11 protein-coding genes and 1 other RNA gene are annotated in these 15,326 nt (G+C 47.6%); 10 read left to right on the forward strand and 2 right to left on the reverse strand.

Annotated features, from left to right (window positions below; genetic code table 11):
- Positions 1-396: 396 nt before the first annotated feature.
- The 8 genes from glyQ to rnpB all read left to right on the forward strand — a co-directional run bounded on the left by glyQ (position 397) and on the right by rnpB (position 9,624).
- Positions 397-1,284: a glycine--tRNA ligase subunit alpha gene (gene glyQ / locus ABXS70_RS05900; RefSeq protein WP_366294689.1), complete on the forward strand. Its 888-nt coding sequence runs from the start codon at positions 397-399 to the stop codon at positions 1,282-1,284.
- Entirely contained in the window at positions 1,277-3,352 is a 2,076-nt protein-coding gene (gene glyS, locus ABXS70_RS05905) for a glycine--tRNA ligase subunit beta (protein WP_366294692.1), read from the forward strand. Before glyQ ends, glyS begins: the two co-directional genes overlap by 8 nt.
- 205 nt (positions 3,353-3,557) lie before the next feature.
- A complete protein-coding gene (locus tag ABXS70_RS05910; protein ID WP_342552094.1) occupies positions 3,558-4,046 on the forward strand; it encodes a DUF188 domain-containing protein in 489 nt (162 codons plus the stop codon).
- Positions 4,047-4,093: 47 nt separating this feature from the next.
- The gene (gene dnaG, locus ABXS70_RS05915) at positions 4,094-5,914 is read left to right on the forward strand and encodes a DNA primase (RefSeq protein ID WP_342552093.1); all 1,821 of its coding nucleotides are present in this window, start codon (positions 4,094-4,096) and stop codon (positions 5,912-5,914) included.
- A gap of 44 nt (positions 5,915-5,958) precedes the next feature.
- Positions 5,959-7,098, forward strand: a complete 1,140-nt coding sequence (gene rpoD / locus ABXS70_RS05920; protein ID WP_154888049.1) for an RNA polymerase sigma factor RpoD — start codon at positions 5,959-5,961, stop codon at positions 7,096-7,098.
- 184 nt (positions 7,099-7,282) lie between these two features.
- Entirely contained in the window at positions 7,283-8,041 is a 759-nt protein-coding gene (locus ABXS70_RS05925; protein ID WP_366294697.1) for a class I SAM-dependent methyltransferase, read from the forward strand.
- Positions 8,017-9,132, forward strand: coding sequence for a Nif3-like dinuclear metal center hexameric protein (locus ABXS70_RS05930; RefSeq protein WP_366294700.1), 1,116 nt, complete (start codon positions 8,017-8,019; stop codon positions 9,130-9,132). The genes ABXS70_RS05925 and ABXS70_RS05930 overlap by 25 nt, the downstream gene beginning before the upstream one ends.
- A gap of 82 nt (positions 9,133-9,214) precedes the next feature.
- Positions 9,215-9,624, forward strand: an RNA gene (gene rnpB / locus ABXS70_RS05935) — RNase P RNA component class A.
- Positions 9,625-9,882: 258 nt separating this feature from the next.
- Here the strand turns inward: rnpB and ABXS70_RS05940 are convergent.
- The gene (locus tag ABXS70_RS05940) at positions 9,883-11,112 is read right to left on the reverse strand and encodes a PLP-dependent aminotransferase family protein (RefSeq protein ID WP_366294703.1); all 1,230 of its coding nucleotides are present in this window, start codon (positions 11,110-11,112) and stop codon (positions 9,883-9,885) included.
- A gap of 112 nt (positions 11,113-11,224) precedes the next feature.
- Here ABXS70_RS05940 and ABXS70_RS05945 point away from each other — a divergent pair, with 112 nt between their 5' ends.
- Both ABXS70_RS05945 and ABXS70_RS05950 read left to right on the forward strand, forming a co-directional pair.
- Complete coding sequence (locus ABXS70_RS05945; RefSeq protein WP_366294706.1) at positions 11,225-12,751, forward strand: PLP-dependent aminotransferase family protein; 1,527 nt, start codon at positions 11,225-11,227, stop codon at positions 12,749-12,751.
- A gap of 85 nt (positions 12,752-12,836) precedes the next feature.
- Positions 12,837-13,088 (forward strand): hypothetical protein, encoded by a 252-nt coding sequence (locus ABXS70_RS05950; RefSeq protein WP_342552088.1) that lies wholly within the window; start codon positions 12,837-12,839, stop codon positions 13,086-13,088.
- A gap of 77 nt (positions 13,089-13,165) precedes the next feature.
- Here the strand turns inward: ABXS70_RS05950 and ABXS70_RS05955 are convergent, their stop codons facing one another.
- Entirely contained in the window at positions 13,166-15,040 is a 1,875-nt protein-coding gene (locus tag ABXS70_RS05955; RefSeq protein ID WP_366294709.1) for a S8 family peptidase, read from the reverse strand.
- Positions 15,041-15,326: the final 286 nt, after the last annotated feature.

Genomic DNA, 15,326 nt, shown 5'->3' on the forward strand with positions numbered 1-15,326 from the left:
AAAATAGTTATTGACTTCATACTTGATTTTATATATTATGAAATATAAATTCTCTTTTTGGAGACATGCATTGAACGAGAAAGTAGGAAACTGGATTCAAAATAGGATGGATATATAAGCTGTTGTTATAGCGGTTTATATTTCATAGTTAAGCGAGTCAGGGACGGTGGGAGCCTGATTGAATCGGTTTGTGAACAGGGCACTCGGGAGCATGAATGGACACGGAAAAGTGGGCCGGATCAGACATGAACATGTTTGAATTAGGCCAAGTAGGGTGGAACCGCGGGAACAGCTCTCGTCCCTACGTCTGTACATCAGGCGTAGGGCGAGGGCTATTTATGATTTGCTGTACTTCTCCTATGCTTGCTATCAAACCAACCGAAAAGGAGCATGTTTATGAATTTTCAGCAGATGATCTTAACGCTCGAGCAATTCTGGGCCGAGCATAACTGTATTATCGTTCAGCCATATGACACGGAAAAGGGGGCAGGTACAATGAACCCAATGACCTTTTTGCGTTCACTTGGACCAGAGCCTTGGAAAGTGGCTTATGTTGAGCCTTCCCGCCGTCCGTCCGATGGCCGTTATGGCGAGAACCCTAACCGGTTGTATCAACATCATCAGTTCCAGGTAATTATCAAGCCTTCTCCAGACAACATCCAGGAAATCTATCTGGAAAGTTTGAATCGTTTGGGTATTGATCCTCTTAAACATGATATCCGGTTTGTTGAAGACAACTGGGAAAACCCTTCCCTTGGCTGCGCAGGCCTTGGCTGGGAAGTTTGGCTGGACGGGATGGAGATTACGCAGTTCACGTATTTCCAGCAGGTCGGTGGAATCGAAACCAATCCGGTAGCCGTGGAGATTACGTATGGTATGGAGCGCCTTGCTTCCTACATACAGGATAAAGAGAATGTATTCGATCTGGAATGGGTTGAAGGTATTGCCTATGGCGATGTATTCCGTCAGCCTGAATTTGAACATTCCAAATATACGTTTGAAGTCTCTGACGTTAAGATGCTGTTTACCCTTTTTAATATGTACGAAGAAGAAGCAAACAAAGCGATGGCACAGCATCTGGTATTCCCGGCTTATGACTATGTGCTGAAATGCTCTCATACGTTCAACTTGCTGGATGCACGCGGGGCAATCAGTGTGACAGAACGTACCGGTTACATTACCCGGGTTCGCAACCTTGCACGTCAAGTCGCAGCAACATATGTAGAAGAGCGCGAGAAGCTGGGCTTCCCGCTGATCAAGAAAGGGGGGGCCGAGAATGTCTAAAGATCTATTATTTGAGATTGGTCTGGAAGAAGTGCCTGCACGTTTTATCCGGGCTGCAATTGCACAGCTTCAGGAACGCATCGTGAAATGGCTTGATGCATCCCGTATTGCGTATGGTGAAGTACAGGCTTATGCCACACCCCGCCGTCTAGCCATTCTTATTCAGAACGTAGCGGAAAAGCAGGAAGATGTAGAGGAAGATGTAAAGGGACCTTCCCGCAAAATTGCGCTGGATGACAGCGGAAGCTGGAGCAAAGCAGCTCTTGGATTTGCACGCAGTCAAGGCGTGGAGCCCGATCAGTTTACATTTAAAGAGCTGAACGGTGTTGAATACATCTATGCCGTGAAAAGCAGTAAAGGTGTCGATACAGCATCTGTTATAGGTGAAGGTCTGCTTTCCGTTCTGCATGCTATGACTTTCCCGAAATTTATGCGCTGGGCATCATATGATTTCAAGTTCGTTCGTCCAATTCGCTGGATTACTGCACTGTATGGCACGGAAGTGATCGACCTTGAAGTAACGGGTGTCAAAGCAGGCAATGTAACGCGCGGCCATCGTTTCTTGGGTAATGAAACGGTTGTGTCCGAGCCTGCAGCCTATGTGGAGGCACTTCGTGCGCAGCATGTCATTGCGGATATTTCGGAACGCGAACAGATGATTGTATCCCAGATTCAGGCGCTGGCTGCTGAGAAGAACTGGAATATCGCGATCAAGGAAGATCTGCTGGAAGAGGTATTGTTCTTGGTGGAAACACCGACGGTACTGTTCGGCACCTTTGATTCTGCTTTCCTCAATATTCCTCAAGAGGTTCTGATCACATCCATGCGTGAGCATCAACGCTACTTCCCTGTGTTGAATCAGGAAGGTCAGCTGCTGCCTTACTTTGTTACCGTCCGTAACGGTGGCAGTGATTCCCTTGATATCATCGCCAAAGGGAATGAAAAAGTACTCCGCGCCCGCCTGTCAGATGCAAAATTCTTCTACGAGGAAGATCAGAAACTGGAGATCAAGGATGCCCTGTCCAAGCTCGAAAGCATTGTATTCCAAGAAGAGCTTGGTACGGTTGGAGATAAAGTTCGCCGCATTCGGAAAATCGCTGACAGTCTGGCGGCGAAGCTGCAGGTATCTGGCGATGTGGCTGAATCCGTCAGCCGGTCTGCAGATATCTGCAAGTTTGACCTTGTTACATTGATGGTTGGAGAATTCCCTGAACTTCAAGGAGTGATGGGGGAAGATTACGCTCGAAAAGCAGGAGAAAAAGAACAGGTTGCCAAAGCTGTGTTTGAACATTACCAGCCTCGTTTTGCTGGAGACCAGTCACCCGCATCACTGGTTGGAGCGATCGTCAGCGCGGCAGACAAAATCGATACAATCGTTGGCTGCTTCTCCATCAATATTATCCCTACAGGATCTCAAGACCCTTATGCACTTCGTCGTCAAGCTGCGGGTATTGTACAAATTTTGCTGGATCATCAGCTTCCGCTGACCTTGTCCGATGTATTCGGCGCAGCGCTTGAAGTTCACGCACAGATGAATCTGTTGAAACGTGCTGATACAGAGATTCGTAAAGACCTGCAGGACTTCTTCGCACTTCGTGTGAAAAAATTACTCTCTGAAACGGTCCGATATGATGTTGTTGATGCGGTGATTGCTTCCGGATTTGATGATATCAGTGCAATCGTTCCAAAAGGTGAGGCATTGATGAGAGCTGTGCTGGCAGGGGATGAATTCAAAACAACAGTGGAATCCTTCAACCGTGTAGGAAACCTAGCAGCCAAAGCCTCTAATGCTGCCGTACATCCTGAACTGTTTACAGAAGACGGAGAGCGTCAGCTGTTTGATGCCTGGAATCAAACCCGTGGAACCTATCGTGATGCACTGTCTAAGCATAACGCTGAAGAAGCTTTGGCCATCGCATCCGGATGGAAGGGTGCCATTACTGTTTTCTTTGATTCTGTTATGGTTATGGCTGAAGATGAAGCGGTTCGGGCGAATCGACTTGCGCTGCTTGCATCCATTGATCAGGATCTGAAAGGATTCGCTGATTTCTCCAAATTGGTTGGATAGTGCTGCTGTAATCTGTGATTCGTTTCATAAGTTCGGCAGAACACAAATGCAGTATTAAAGAACGTTATATGAGGGTATAAATATACGGAACGGGTTGTTTTGTTTGTAGAAAACAGCCGCTCCGTATTTTAGCCTTTGTTTTCTCCAATGGGGACAGAAGGATTTTCAGTGACTGAGGTCGTATATTACAATATGCAGATATTTTATGAAACCGGGTGGTTTGGGTTTGAGTGAATTGAATGTACGTCATATCGTTGTTGATGGAGATGCTTGCCCGGTGAAGACGGAGATTGCCAATACGGCGCGCCTCTTTCAAATTCCTGTACTGCTGGTATCGTCTTTTGATCATTTGCTGCAGGGAGGAGAAGGCATACGAACCGTGCAGGTGGATCGCAGTGATCAGAGTGCAGACCTGTACATTGCGAATCATATCAAGCCGTATGATGTCGTCATTACACAGGATTACGGACTTGCTGCGCTTGCGCTTGGCAAACGTTGTTATGTTTTATCGTTCAGAGGTAGAGAATTCAACGATCGGGATATTGATTTTATGCTCGATTCCCGCCACACTGCGGCCAAAGCTCGGCGTAGAGGGCATTATGGGAAAGGCCCAAAACCCTTTACAGAGCAGGATCGAGAAATTTTTCAACATAAACTGACAAAACTTTTGAAAGATTTGCAGGAGAATGTGTAAGTTTATCGAATTATATTTACGTGTTAGAAGAGATGAAGGTGGCCGAGATGAGTAGCGGACAAGGCGGTATACCCGAAAGTATTATTGAATCGGTATTGCAGCAGCATGATATCGTCGATACGGTGAGCCGATTTGTGCATCTGACCAAGCAGGGGAAGTATATGAAAGGCCTCTGCCCTTTTCATTCCGAGAAGACGCCTTCGTTCACTGTTACACCTGAGAAACAGATTTTCTACTGCTACGGTTGCGGCACGGGCGGAAACGCCATCAAATTTAGGATGGAAATCGAAGGATTATCCTTTCCCGAGGCTGTCAAAACGATGGCAGAAGAAAGTCATATCTCCATGGGTGACTGGCAGGGGCGTGAAACAGCTCATGTTAATCCGGAGACGGCACGTCTTCTGGAGGCTTATGAGCTTACCGCGAAGCTGTATCATTTTTTGTTGAAAAATACAGAGCATGGCAGGGTTGCCATGGAATATTTACGTTCACGCGGTATTGGGGACAAATTAATTGATCAGTTCCAGATTGGTTATGCACCAAATCGTTGGGACACGCTCGTACAATTTTTGGAGAAGCGCAGCTATCCCCTTGAAGAGATGGAACGGGGAGGGCTTCTATCAGAACGAAGCGAAGGTCACGGATATGTGGATAAGTTCAGAGACCGAATCATGTTTCCAATCCATGGCCGAAGCGGCAAGCCGATAGCATTTGCCGGACGTATATTGGGAGACGGGCAGCCAAAGTATTTGAATTCGCCGGAAACCCGGTTGTTCAATAAAGGCCGTGTTCTTTACAATCTGCACCAGGCTAAAAATGCAATACGCAAACAGAGACAAGTTATTTTGTTTGAAGGATACGGTGATGTGATCTCTGCATGGGATCAGGATGTTCAGAATGGTGTTGCAGCCATGGGAACGGCATTAACGGAGAATCAGGCATTGATGATCAAGGGCATGTGTGATGAGGTCATCCTATGTTATGATGGCGACCGGGCCGGACAAGCTGCAGCAATGAAAAACTTTCCCATTTTGGAGGAAGCCGGATTGCAGGTTAAGGTAGCACTCATTCCAGAGGGACTTGACCCGGATGATTTTATCCGAAAGCACGGTGGCGAACGATTCCGCAACCAAATTGTAGACGGTGCCGTGACAACTACAAAATTTAAGCTTATAAACCTCAAAAAAAACCATATACTGCTAGAAGGCGGCGGACAAATCGCTTATTCCAAAGAAGCCGTGAAATTAATTGCTCCACTGTCTTCACCAACGGAACGCGAAGTATATCTTCGTGAACTTGCGGCGGAAGTCGACGTATCCTTTGAAACATTGAAGCAGGAATGTAATGAGGAACGGGAAGCGATGAAAAATAACCAGGATTATGGGGATAATAACACGAAAAGGTGGAATAATGGTAGGCAACAAAATAGGCAGGTGCCTACACCTAATCTGCTGCCGGCTTACCATGCTGCTGAGCGCAAGCTGATCGCCTGGATGTTACAGGATGATGAAGCAGCCCAGTATGTGAATGAACATCTTGGCGAAGCTTTTAACTTGGATGATCATGCAGCTATTGCTGCTTATCTATATGCCTATTATGCGCAGGGCAAACCGCCGGATACAAGCCGTTTTATGTCTTCCCTGCATGATGACCGTCTTGAAAAGACAGTCAGTTCGATCTCAATGATGGATGGTCCAGGTGAATGGAGTGTCCAGGTACTTGACGATTGCATCAGAGAAGTTTTAAAGTATCCGCGCAAAAAAGAGTATGATTTAAAAAAGGAAGAAATGATTGCTGCAGAGCGGGCAGGTGATTCTGTACGCGCGGCACAAATTGCACTTGAGATGATTGCCCTAGAGAGACAGTGAACGTCTGGCTTATTGGATGTTTCTAGGGAGGAGGGAGTCGAGTTATGGCGAATGATCAGCATACTGAACTAGAAACAGAATTAACACTGGATCAGGTTAAAGATCAATTGATTGAATCAGGTAAGAAAAGGGCTTCATTGAACTACAAGGAAATTATTGAGAAACTCTCACCGTTTGAGCAGGATGCAGAGCAGATGGATGAGTTTTACGAACAGCTTAGCGACCTCGGGATCGATGTTGTTAATGAAAATGATGAAGAGGTAACCCTTCGTCCTAGCGAGGATTCCGAGAACAATGGTCGAGAGGGAGACGACGAGTTCCACTTCGATGATGATCTAAGCTTGCCTCCTGGTATCAAAATCAATGACCCTGTGCGAATGTACCTCAAGGAGATTGGACGTGTACCTTTGTTATCAGCCGATGACGAAGTGCAGCTCGCCAAACGGATTGAGAACGGGGATGAGGAAGCGAAGCGCCGTCTGGCCGAGGCCAACCTTCGTCTCGTGGTCAGTATTGCGAAGCGTTATGTTGGACGCGGAATGCTGTTCCTTGATCTGATTCAGGAAGGTAATATGGGTCTGATTAAAGCGGTAGAAAAGTTTGACCATAAAAAAGGTTACAAGTTCAGTACGTATGCAACATGGTGGATTCGTCAGGCAATTACACGTGCGATTGCCGACCAGGCACGTACCATTCGTATTCCTGTACACATGGTAGAAACCATTAATAAGCTGATCCGGGTATCCCGTCAGCTGCTGCAGGAACTTGGACGCGAACCAACTCCTGAAGAAATTGCTGCAGAGATGGATCTGAGCGTAGAAAAGGTACGTGAGATTACAAAGATTGCACAGGAACCGGTCTCCTTGGAAACACCAATTGGCGAAGAAGATGATTCCCATCTGGGTGATTTCATCGAGGATCAGGAAGCGCTGGCTCCAGCAGATGCTGCTGCCTATGAACTCTTAAAGGAACAACTCGAAGATGTTCTGGACACCTTGACTGAACGCGAAGAGAATGTACTTCGTTTGCGTTTTGGTCTGGATGACGGACGTACAAGAACACTTGAAGAAGTAGGTAAAGTATTCGGCGTTACGCGTGAACGTATTCGTCAGATCGAAGCCAAAGCTCTTCGTAAATTGCGTCACCCGAGTCGAAGCAAACGACTCAAAGATTTCCTCGAATAATCAAACTGTGGGAGACTTTCCGCGAGACGCTTTGGCGGCAGCGGGGTCTCCTTTAGTTTTAATTTGAATGTATAGATTTCTTTCTTTTGGAAATTCATCCTTGAAATGTTTGATTGGATTTTATTTTATCGCTTTTCCTCGCTCAATGCAAATCAATAAATTAAATGAATGGTGTAGGTGTTCCATGAAACTTTCGAATCGATTACAACGAATACATGATCAAATTCCTGAAGGGAGCCGGATGGCGGATATCGGATCGGATCATGCGTTACTGCCTGTCGCTGCCATCCGAAGCGGAAAAGCCGTGAGTGCCATAGCGGGAGAAGTGAACCCGGGTCCATATGATGCAGCTTGCAAACAAGTCAGTGATGCCGGGCTGAAAACGGAAATTACGGTACGTCGTGGGGACGGTCTGGATGTCATCTCCCCGGATGAAGTGGATGTCATTACGATCGCAGGTATGGGCGGTGCGCTGATCGCTTCCATTCTCGACCGGGGAATATCCAAACTTAAAGGGGTGCAGCTGTTGATTCTGCAGCCTAATGTAGGTGAAGATATCCTGAGACGCTGGCTGCTGGAACATCAATGGGTTGTTGTGGCTGAACAGCTTCTGGAAGAAGACGGAAAAATTTATGAGATTATTACCGCGATGCCGCAGGCCAGCAGTCCGATTGCGAACGAAGAGGTATACCGTGCTCGCCCTCTGCAGGGTGACGTAGAATTAACTCAAGATTTACTGCTGCGCATGGGACCGTATTTGACGGACCGTCCAACGGAAGTGTTTTTTGCCAAGTGGAAGAGCGAGATTGTGAAGCTGCAGGGTGTGGTGCAGGCCATCTCCAGATCCGATCAGGATTCTTCCAAAGACAAGGCGGCCGAGGTGGAGCGGCTCATTACAAGTTTGAAGGAGGTTTTGGCATGTTTGCCAAAGGTCAAACAGTAATTCAACTGATGGAGCGTCTTGCTCCAAAACATATCGCTGTACCAGACGATCGCATTGGTCTGCAGCTGGGAAGTCTGCAAAAGGAGATTACTCATGTTCTTGTGGCACTCGATGTCACGGATGAGGTTGTGGATGAAGCAATTCGAATCGGAGCCAATCTGATCATTGCCCATCATGCTATTATTTTCCGTCCTGTTAAATCACTCAGCACCGATACGCCTGTGGGCAAATTGTATGAGAAGCTGATCAAACATGATATTGCGGTTTACATCAGCCATACCAATCTCGACGCAGCCGAGGGCGGCATCAATGACTGGATGGCTGAGGCACTCGGTATTGAGAGCAGGGAATCACTGGAAGAAGTGTACACAGATCAACTGTACAAGCTGGCGGTATTTGTGCCAAGAACTCACCATGAGCAGGTCCAGCAGGCGATTCTGGATGCTGGAGCAGGAAGTATCGGTCAGTATAACAAATGCAGCTTCAACATAGAAGGAACAGGCACATTTGTACCAGGCGAGGGTACACAGCCTTTTATTGGATCACAGGGTCAAATGGAACGTGTGGAAGAGGTGCGTATTGAAACGGTCGTACCTCAAAGTTTACGGAGCAGGGTCATCCAGTCCATGCTAAAGGCGCATCCCTATGAAGAAGTGGCATATGATCTTTACGCAATGGACATAAAAGGGCGCACATTTGGCCTGGGACGGCTCGGCCCTCTTCGGGAGACCAAAACCCTTGGGGAGCTGGTGGAGGTCGTGAAGGCCCAATTTAATGTGCCTCATGTGCGAGTAGTCGGTGATCTGAATAAAAAGATCAAAAAAGCAGCCGTGCTGGGCGGTTCAGGCAGCCGATATGTGCTCACTGCACGTTTCAAGGGAGCGGATGTCATTGTAACTGGTGATATTGATTATCACACAGCGCATGATGCCTTAATGGCAGGTATGTGTATTATCGATCCGGGCCATAACACAGAGAAAATCATGAAACCAAAAACAGCAGAGTGGCTGCGTGCCCAGCTTGCGGAACAGCGATATGAGACTCAGGTGACTGCATCCGACGTAGACACTGAAGTGTTCCGTTTTTTGTAAAAGACAGGATGCAGTCGGATTTCCATTAATATTTAGCTTGTATGGGACTGCAAATCCCTGTATACTATGTAATGTTGTTCGGAAAGCTTGACAGACAATCGCTGGTGGCCTTTGTTGCCACGAGAGGAAAGTCCGGGCTCCACAGGGCAGGATGCTGGATAACGTCCAGTCAGCGCGAGTTGAAGGATAGTGCCACAGAAATGGACCGCCGATGGCCGGGTTTCCCGGCACAGGCAAGGATGGAACCGAGGTGTAAGAGACCCCGAGGAACGCTGGTGACTTCGTTCCTGGTAAACCCCATCTGGAGCAAGACCTAATGGGACACAGTCGCCTCACTGGAGGAGACAGCCTTAGCCCGAGGTGTGTCTAGGTTGGTCGCTTGAGCTGTGCAGCAATGTACGGCCTAGATAGATGATTGTCGCTTCTGGTGGGAGGGTAGTTCCCGTTTGAACCACGAAGAGCACAGAACCCGGCTTACGGTAAGCTTTCCTAACTGCAACAACGATACAGCATCAGACATTGGATGTTTGAAGTTCAATCCATGAACATCCCAATTACATTTTCTATGGAATCCTGTGTATTTGTATGGCAGGATGGATGATATACAAGAAGGCGGCAGGTTTGGAATATTCCGAACCTGCCGCCTTCTTGTATAAAAACAAAAAAGAAAACCGCTTATCCTGTTGTGCAGCATAAGCGGTTAACTGTTATGTTAATCAATTACGTTTAAGGGGTACAGCTGCGATTATTTTACAGCGTAACGACAGGGTCTGAATGATTTGAAGCATGCCAGCGCTGAATGGCACGATCCATGCGCTCTACGGCTTCAGGGAGAAGTTCAGGGTCGGTATGAGTAAAATTAATACGCATGCGGTTAAGCTCCGGCGTGCCTGCGTAGAAGGAATCTCCAGGTACAATACATACTTTCTCCTGAATGCCATATGTGAACAAATTGCTCGCGAGCATGCCTTCAGGCAGCTGCAGCCACAGGAACATACCACCTTGCGGAGAATTCCATGTGATGCCATCCCAGGACTTGGCAGCCATTAGCGAAGTCAACTTTTTCATGCGCTGCTCATAGTCTTGGGAGATGTGCCGAATATGGGCATCCAGTTCAAAAGTTTCAAGCAGAGCGTGCAGTGCCCGCTGATCAATGCTGCTGGAATGCAGGTCTGCGCCTTGTTTGGCACGGGCAGCAATTTTGATAATGTCGGGAGCAGCCAAAATCCAGCCTGTACGAAGGCCTGGAGCTACCGTTTTGGAAAAAGTACTGGTGTAAATTACATTAGATGGTCCTTCATAAGACGCCGCATCAAGTGCTGCAAGGGCAGGGGCATCCAATTGTTCCGGGTTAAAACGGATTTCACCATAAGGATCATCCTCCAGAATAAGTACACCGTACTTACGGCATAAGTCTACAGCCTGCTGCCTTCTTTCCCGTGACCATACTTTTCCCGTCGGATTGGAGAATGTAGGGTTAATGTAAACCAGTTTGGGACGGTGGAGCTTGAGCTGCTCTTCCAGCGATTCAGGCAGCATGCCATGATCATCACAAGCTACGCCGTGAGAGATGCCTTGGTAAGATTGAATGACTTGGAGAGCGGCCAGATAAGTAGGTGATTCAACTAGCACACAATCGCCCGGGTCCACCAGAATACGGCAGACCAAGTCGATAGATTGCTGTGAGCCTGTAGTTAAGAGCATATGATCCGGTGAAGCAGGAAGTCCTTTCGATTCCAAACGCTCGGCAATTTTAACGCGCAGCGGGCGATAGCCTTCCGTTTCTGCATATTGAAGAGCGGCTGAACCACCCATGAATACTTTTTCGTAAGCTGCCCGAATGGCTTCGAGCGGGAACGATGATTGTGCCGGAAGACCACCTGCAAGTGAAATCATTCCAGGTGCCTGCGCGGCCTGTAACATGTCGCGAACGACAGAGGACGGGGTGTTTTGTGCCATTTTAGACCAAGGTGTACTCATATTATTCTCATCTCCTGTTATTCACTGTTATACTGATATTATAAACTATAATAGACAGAGTGCACTATAACAGTAAAACGATCATCATAACAGTTGGGAGCGATTAGTTAAGATGCATATTGAGCTCAAAAGAGGAAGCAGTACCAAATTGTATGTGCAGATTGCTCTGACGATTGCCGACCGCATCCGCTCAGGCTTAATTGAACCGGGGACTCGTCTGCCATCTGTTCGCAAGATGACTGCCAATTTAGGGGTTAGTCTGGTCACCGTGACCAAAGCCTACGCGGAATTGGAGGCTGTTCAGCTTATCCGCTGTTCTCAGGGCAAAGGTTGTTATGTGACCGGAAAGGAGCCTTCTGCCTTGACCAATCCTATGGGGGATGAAGGGGGTGTACACAGGAAAGCCAGCGGCGATTCAGGTGCTGCGCTCAACTGGCAGATGACGCTGGTTGACTACTTGCCCAGAGCACAGCTGTGGCGGCACTTTGACGCTTCCCCTCAAGTGCGTTATGAACTGCATATGTCTGCGATTCAGCCTGAATTACTGCCTACCCGTGATATTATTGACAGCGCCTACCACCTTTCCTCAGATCACACAGAGCGGATGGCAGCTTATGGATCATTCCAAGGCGATTGGGAACTAAGGCAGGCCTTTGCTTCACATTTTGCTGCACGTGGGCTCCAGGTGACACCTGAACGAATGTTAATTACGAGCGGTGCCCAGCAGGGCATTGATCTCGTGGCCCGGACATTTGTTGGTCCTGGTGATGTTGTTTATATGGAGGCTCCAACGTACACGGGGGCTATTGATGTGTTTACGAGCCGCGGGGCCAAAATTATTACTGTGCCTATGGATGACGAAGGGATGCGTATTGATCTGCTCACCCGTCTATGTGATACTTATCCGCCCAAGCTGATCTATACGATCCCTACATATCATAATCCGACAGGTGTAACGATGAGCGCAAGAAGACGGGCCCAACTGCTTAACATCGCACAAAGTTATCACTGTCTCATTCTTGAGGATGATCCATTTGCGGACCTGTACTTTCGGGAGCCGCCGCCAGCTTCCATTAAATCTATGGATCATGCGGGACATGTCGTATACATTAAAAGTTTCAGCAAAGTGCTGTCTCCAGGCTGCCGCGTAGCGTGTGCCGCCGCTGACGGAAGTGTGTTGACGCGGCTTGTGGCCGCTAAATCAACGGCTGACCTCGGAAGCCCGTTATTAACACAGAAGGCGCTGCAGACGTACATTCAGCATCAATATGAACCATATGTGAATGAGCTTCGGGAAAAATTGTATGCGCGGCTGTGTGCTGCTTCCGAGGTTCTGGAAAAGCATGCAGCGAAGGAGATGCACTGGCGTCTTCCAGAAGGGGGACTCAACCTGTGGCTTGAGCTGCAGGGAAACTTCGATATGCACGAGCTTCATCGGCAGTCTCTTGCTGCAGGGGTATCTTTTCTACCTGGTTCAGCCTGTTTTGTGGGAGAGAGTGACACTTCAAGCTTACGAATATGTTTCACCGTGACCAGCGAAGAGTCGTTAAGGCAGGGACTAATCACATTGTGCAGTGTTTTTGAAAAATTTAACTCACATCAGGCAGGGGCAGCGGCGGACAGGCTTCCGCTCATTTAATTTTTTGCACTATGGACATCCATCCATACCACTTCGGGCCCACTGCAATAGGTTATAGTATCACTTGAAAGGGAGTTGGTTTTGAATGAATCACTGCTGTCCACCGGTTTGCCCGATTGTATGTGACCCGATCCAGGTTGTTCAAGATTATTATATTCCTCAGATTGTACCTGTTATCCACCCGATCGAAATTGTGAAACAGCATCACTGTGTCCCGATTCCTCACCATATGTATCCTGTTGTTGTAAAAGAAGAAGGACCGCTGTACGTATCCAGCCATAAGAAAAAATCCGTGAAAAAAACAAGTAAAGCCCGCACAACTTCTCGCAAGCGCTAGTCGCAGCGGGTGCCCCGGGGAAAAAAGAAACGCAATTCAAAGAGAGCAGCATACGCCCCGGGGCGCAGCTGCTTTTGTTATTGAATATATTTTTTCATCGTATTATCCATCTGCTGTCTGACATGCTGCGGCCAAAACTGAAGCGGAGCACTGCTGCCCGAGGCAGCCTGCAGTGCTTTGAATACATCAATCTGTCCATAGCCGTAATATTTATCGTGTCCCGGTTCACCCAGATCAATTACACTTTGCCGCATCAGGTCCATAACTTCGGTATTGGTCAAATCCGGATTCAGCGAGCGAATCAGCCCTGCCAGTGCGGCAACGTGTGGACTTGCCATGGATGTTCCTGAAAGGGCAGCATACTGATTGCCCGGATAGGTGCTGGCGATACTTGATCCGGGAGCCATCACATCCACATAATCCCCGTAATTGGAGTAGGAGGCTTTGTTCATATCCGGGTCTGTGGCAGAGACAGCAAATACTTCGGGATAAGCAGCAGGGTAGCCTGGACGCTCCGTATTATCATTGCCAGTTGCGGCAATCAGCACGATATCCCGGTCGAACGCGTATTTGATGGCATCATGAAGAAATTGAGCATCCGCATAATTGCCCAGACTCATATTTATCACTTTAGCGCCGTGATCGGCTGCCCAGATGATTCCTTCAGCAACCGCATACGTTGTACCTGATCCCGAATTGTCCAGCACTTTGACCGGAAGAACTTTATTGTACCAGCTCATGCCGGCTACGCCTTCGTTATTGTTCACGATAGCTCCAATAATGCCGGCAACGTGTGTGCCGTGACCAACATCGTCCAGAGGTTTACTTCCCGGATTAACGACGTTGTATCCTTCAAGCAATTTTCCTTTGAGATCCGGGTGGTCTACATCCACGCCTGTGTCTACTACCGCAACGATGACATCTTTGTTCCCTTTCGTAATATTCCATCCGCGGTTTGTCTCGATTGCAGGCAGGTTCCACTGATAATCCGAGAATAGAACATCATTGGGAATGGGGACATCTGTTTGTTCAGCAGCCGTTTCGTTGGTTAAGTACATATAGTGAGGTTCCATGTAGAGTGGATTCCATTTGCTTCCGAAATAGTCACGTAATTGTTTATAGTTCATCGTCTCAGTCCGAAAAACATACGTATACCCAAGTTTGCGAACAGACGGCGTTTTCAAGTCTGAGCGAATGATGCGCATGTCCCGTTCACCAGGGTCCTGCCGGAAACGAATTACAATTTCATTTTCGTAAAAATGGCTCGCATTAGCGTTGTCATGCCCTGTCTTTACCGTAATTTCATTTAAGGTATCAGGGTGAACCGATTCAATTTTGAATTTCCCTTCACGTGGATACGGGATCATACGCAGGTTTTTGCGCTGATGTTCCTCGACGGCGTTTAATACGCTTTGACTAAAAAGAGCGATGATGGCCCGTTTGCTATCCTTGGAGGGCTGTCCCATCACAAAATATTTTTCTTTACCGAGCGGAAAGGAAGAGGATTCGAAGCTTTGGCCTTTACGGACTGCTTTTTTGGCCAGATTCAGGGCATGATTTAATTTCTGCTGCTCCAGCGTGCTGCCTTTTTTAAGTGCACGATCAAATCGTTTAGTCGATGAGCCTGGAATGTTCATAAGCTGAATGGATCGGATATGCCCGTGGGAATCTTGAAGTTCTTTCATATACCGTTTTAACTGTGTATCCGTCATTACAGCACTTTTATCCAATATGATACGGAGATGCTGTTTGGCATCGACACGGGTAAGAAGATCGGTAGCCTTGATATCCTGAACCTTCAAACGCTGTTTGCTTGCATGCTCTTTCTGTGGATTTTCCTGCACGGCACTCGGTTTTGGGACGGTACGGTTGGATGTGGGAAGCAGAATAGTAAGTGCGAGTACGCCTGCACCTGCTGCAAGAGCCCAATTCACCCATCGCGGTCTGGACATTGAACAGAACCTCCTTCGTTCATTTTGCACAATTTGGTATGGCAGGCCTTGATGCATCGTCATCGCCATGGTTGTAGTTATCGTTAGGAGAAGCTTATATTTTTATGCAAAAGAGTTCTGGAGTATTTAGCCGAAACCCGGCCAATTCACGACAGGAAGCGAAAGCGCGATTAAGGGATACCGCTCGTCAACTTTTTATGGTAGGATTATATCTGAGTATTCAAAAGGTCAGAGCACAAGTACGGTTTGGCCGACCTATACGTAAATATGTAAGGACTTATTTAAG

The sequence above is a fragment of the Paenibacillus sp. AN1007 genome (assembly GCF_040702995.1).
Taxonomy (GTDB): Bacteria; Bacillota; Bacilli; order Paenibacillales; family Paenibacillaceae; genus Paenibacillus.

What these genes read in the sequence shown, in the direction of transcription:
- glyQ (WP_366294689.1), top strand. Translation starts at nt 397, where the DNA reads ATGAATTTTCAGCAGATGATCTTAACGCTCGAGCAATTCTGGGCCGAG.
- glyS (WP_366294692.1), top strand. Translation starts at nt 1,277, where the DNA reads ATGTCTAAAGATCTATTATTTGAGATTGGTCTGGAAGAAGTGCCTGCA.
- ABXS70_RS05910 (WP_342552094.1), top strand. Translation starts at nt 3,558, where the DNA reads ATGAAACCGGGTGGTTTGGGTTTGAGTGAATTGAATGTACGTCATATC.
- dnaG (WP_342552093.1), top strand. Translation starts at nt 4,094, where the DNA reads ATGAGTAGCGGACAAGGCGGTATACCCGAAAGTATTATTGAATCGGTA.
- rpoD (WP_154888049.1), top strand. Translation starts at nt 5,959, where the DNA reads ATGGCGAATGATCAGCATACTGAACTAGAAACAGAATTAACACTGGAT.
- ABXS70_RS05925 (WP_366294697.1), top strand. Translation starts at nt 7,283, where the DNA reads ATGAAACTTTCGAATCGATTACAACGAATACATGATCAAATTCCTGAA.
- ABXS70_RS05930 (WP_366294700.1), top strand. Translation starts at nt 8,017, where the DNA reads ATGTTTGCCAAAGGTCAAACAGTAATTCAACTGATGGAGCGTCTTGCT.
- ABXS70_RS05940 (WP_366294703.1), bottom strand. Translation starts at nt 11,112, where the DNA reads ATGAGTACACCTTGGTCTAAAATGGCACAAAACACCCCGTCCTCTGTC.
- ABXS70_RS05945 (WP_366294706.1), top strand. Translation starts at nt 11,225, where the DNA reads ATGCATATTGAGCTCAAAAGAGGAAGCAGTACCAAATTGTATGTGCAG.
- ABXS70_RS05950 (WP_342552088.1), top strand. Translation starts at nt 12,837, where the DNA reads ATGAATCACTGCTGTCCACCGGTTTGCCCGATTGTATGTGACCCGATC.
- ABXS70_RS05955 (WP_366294709.1), bottom strand. Translation starts at nt 15,040, where the DNA reads ATGTCCAGACCGCGATGGGTGAATTGGGCTCTTGCAGCAGGTGCAGGC.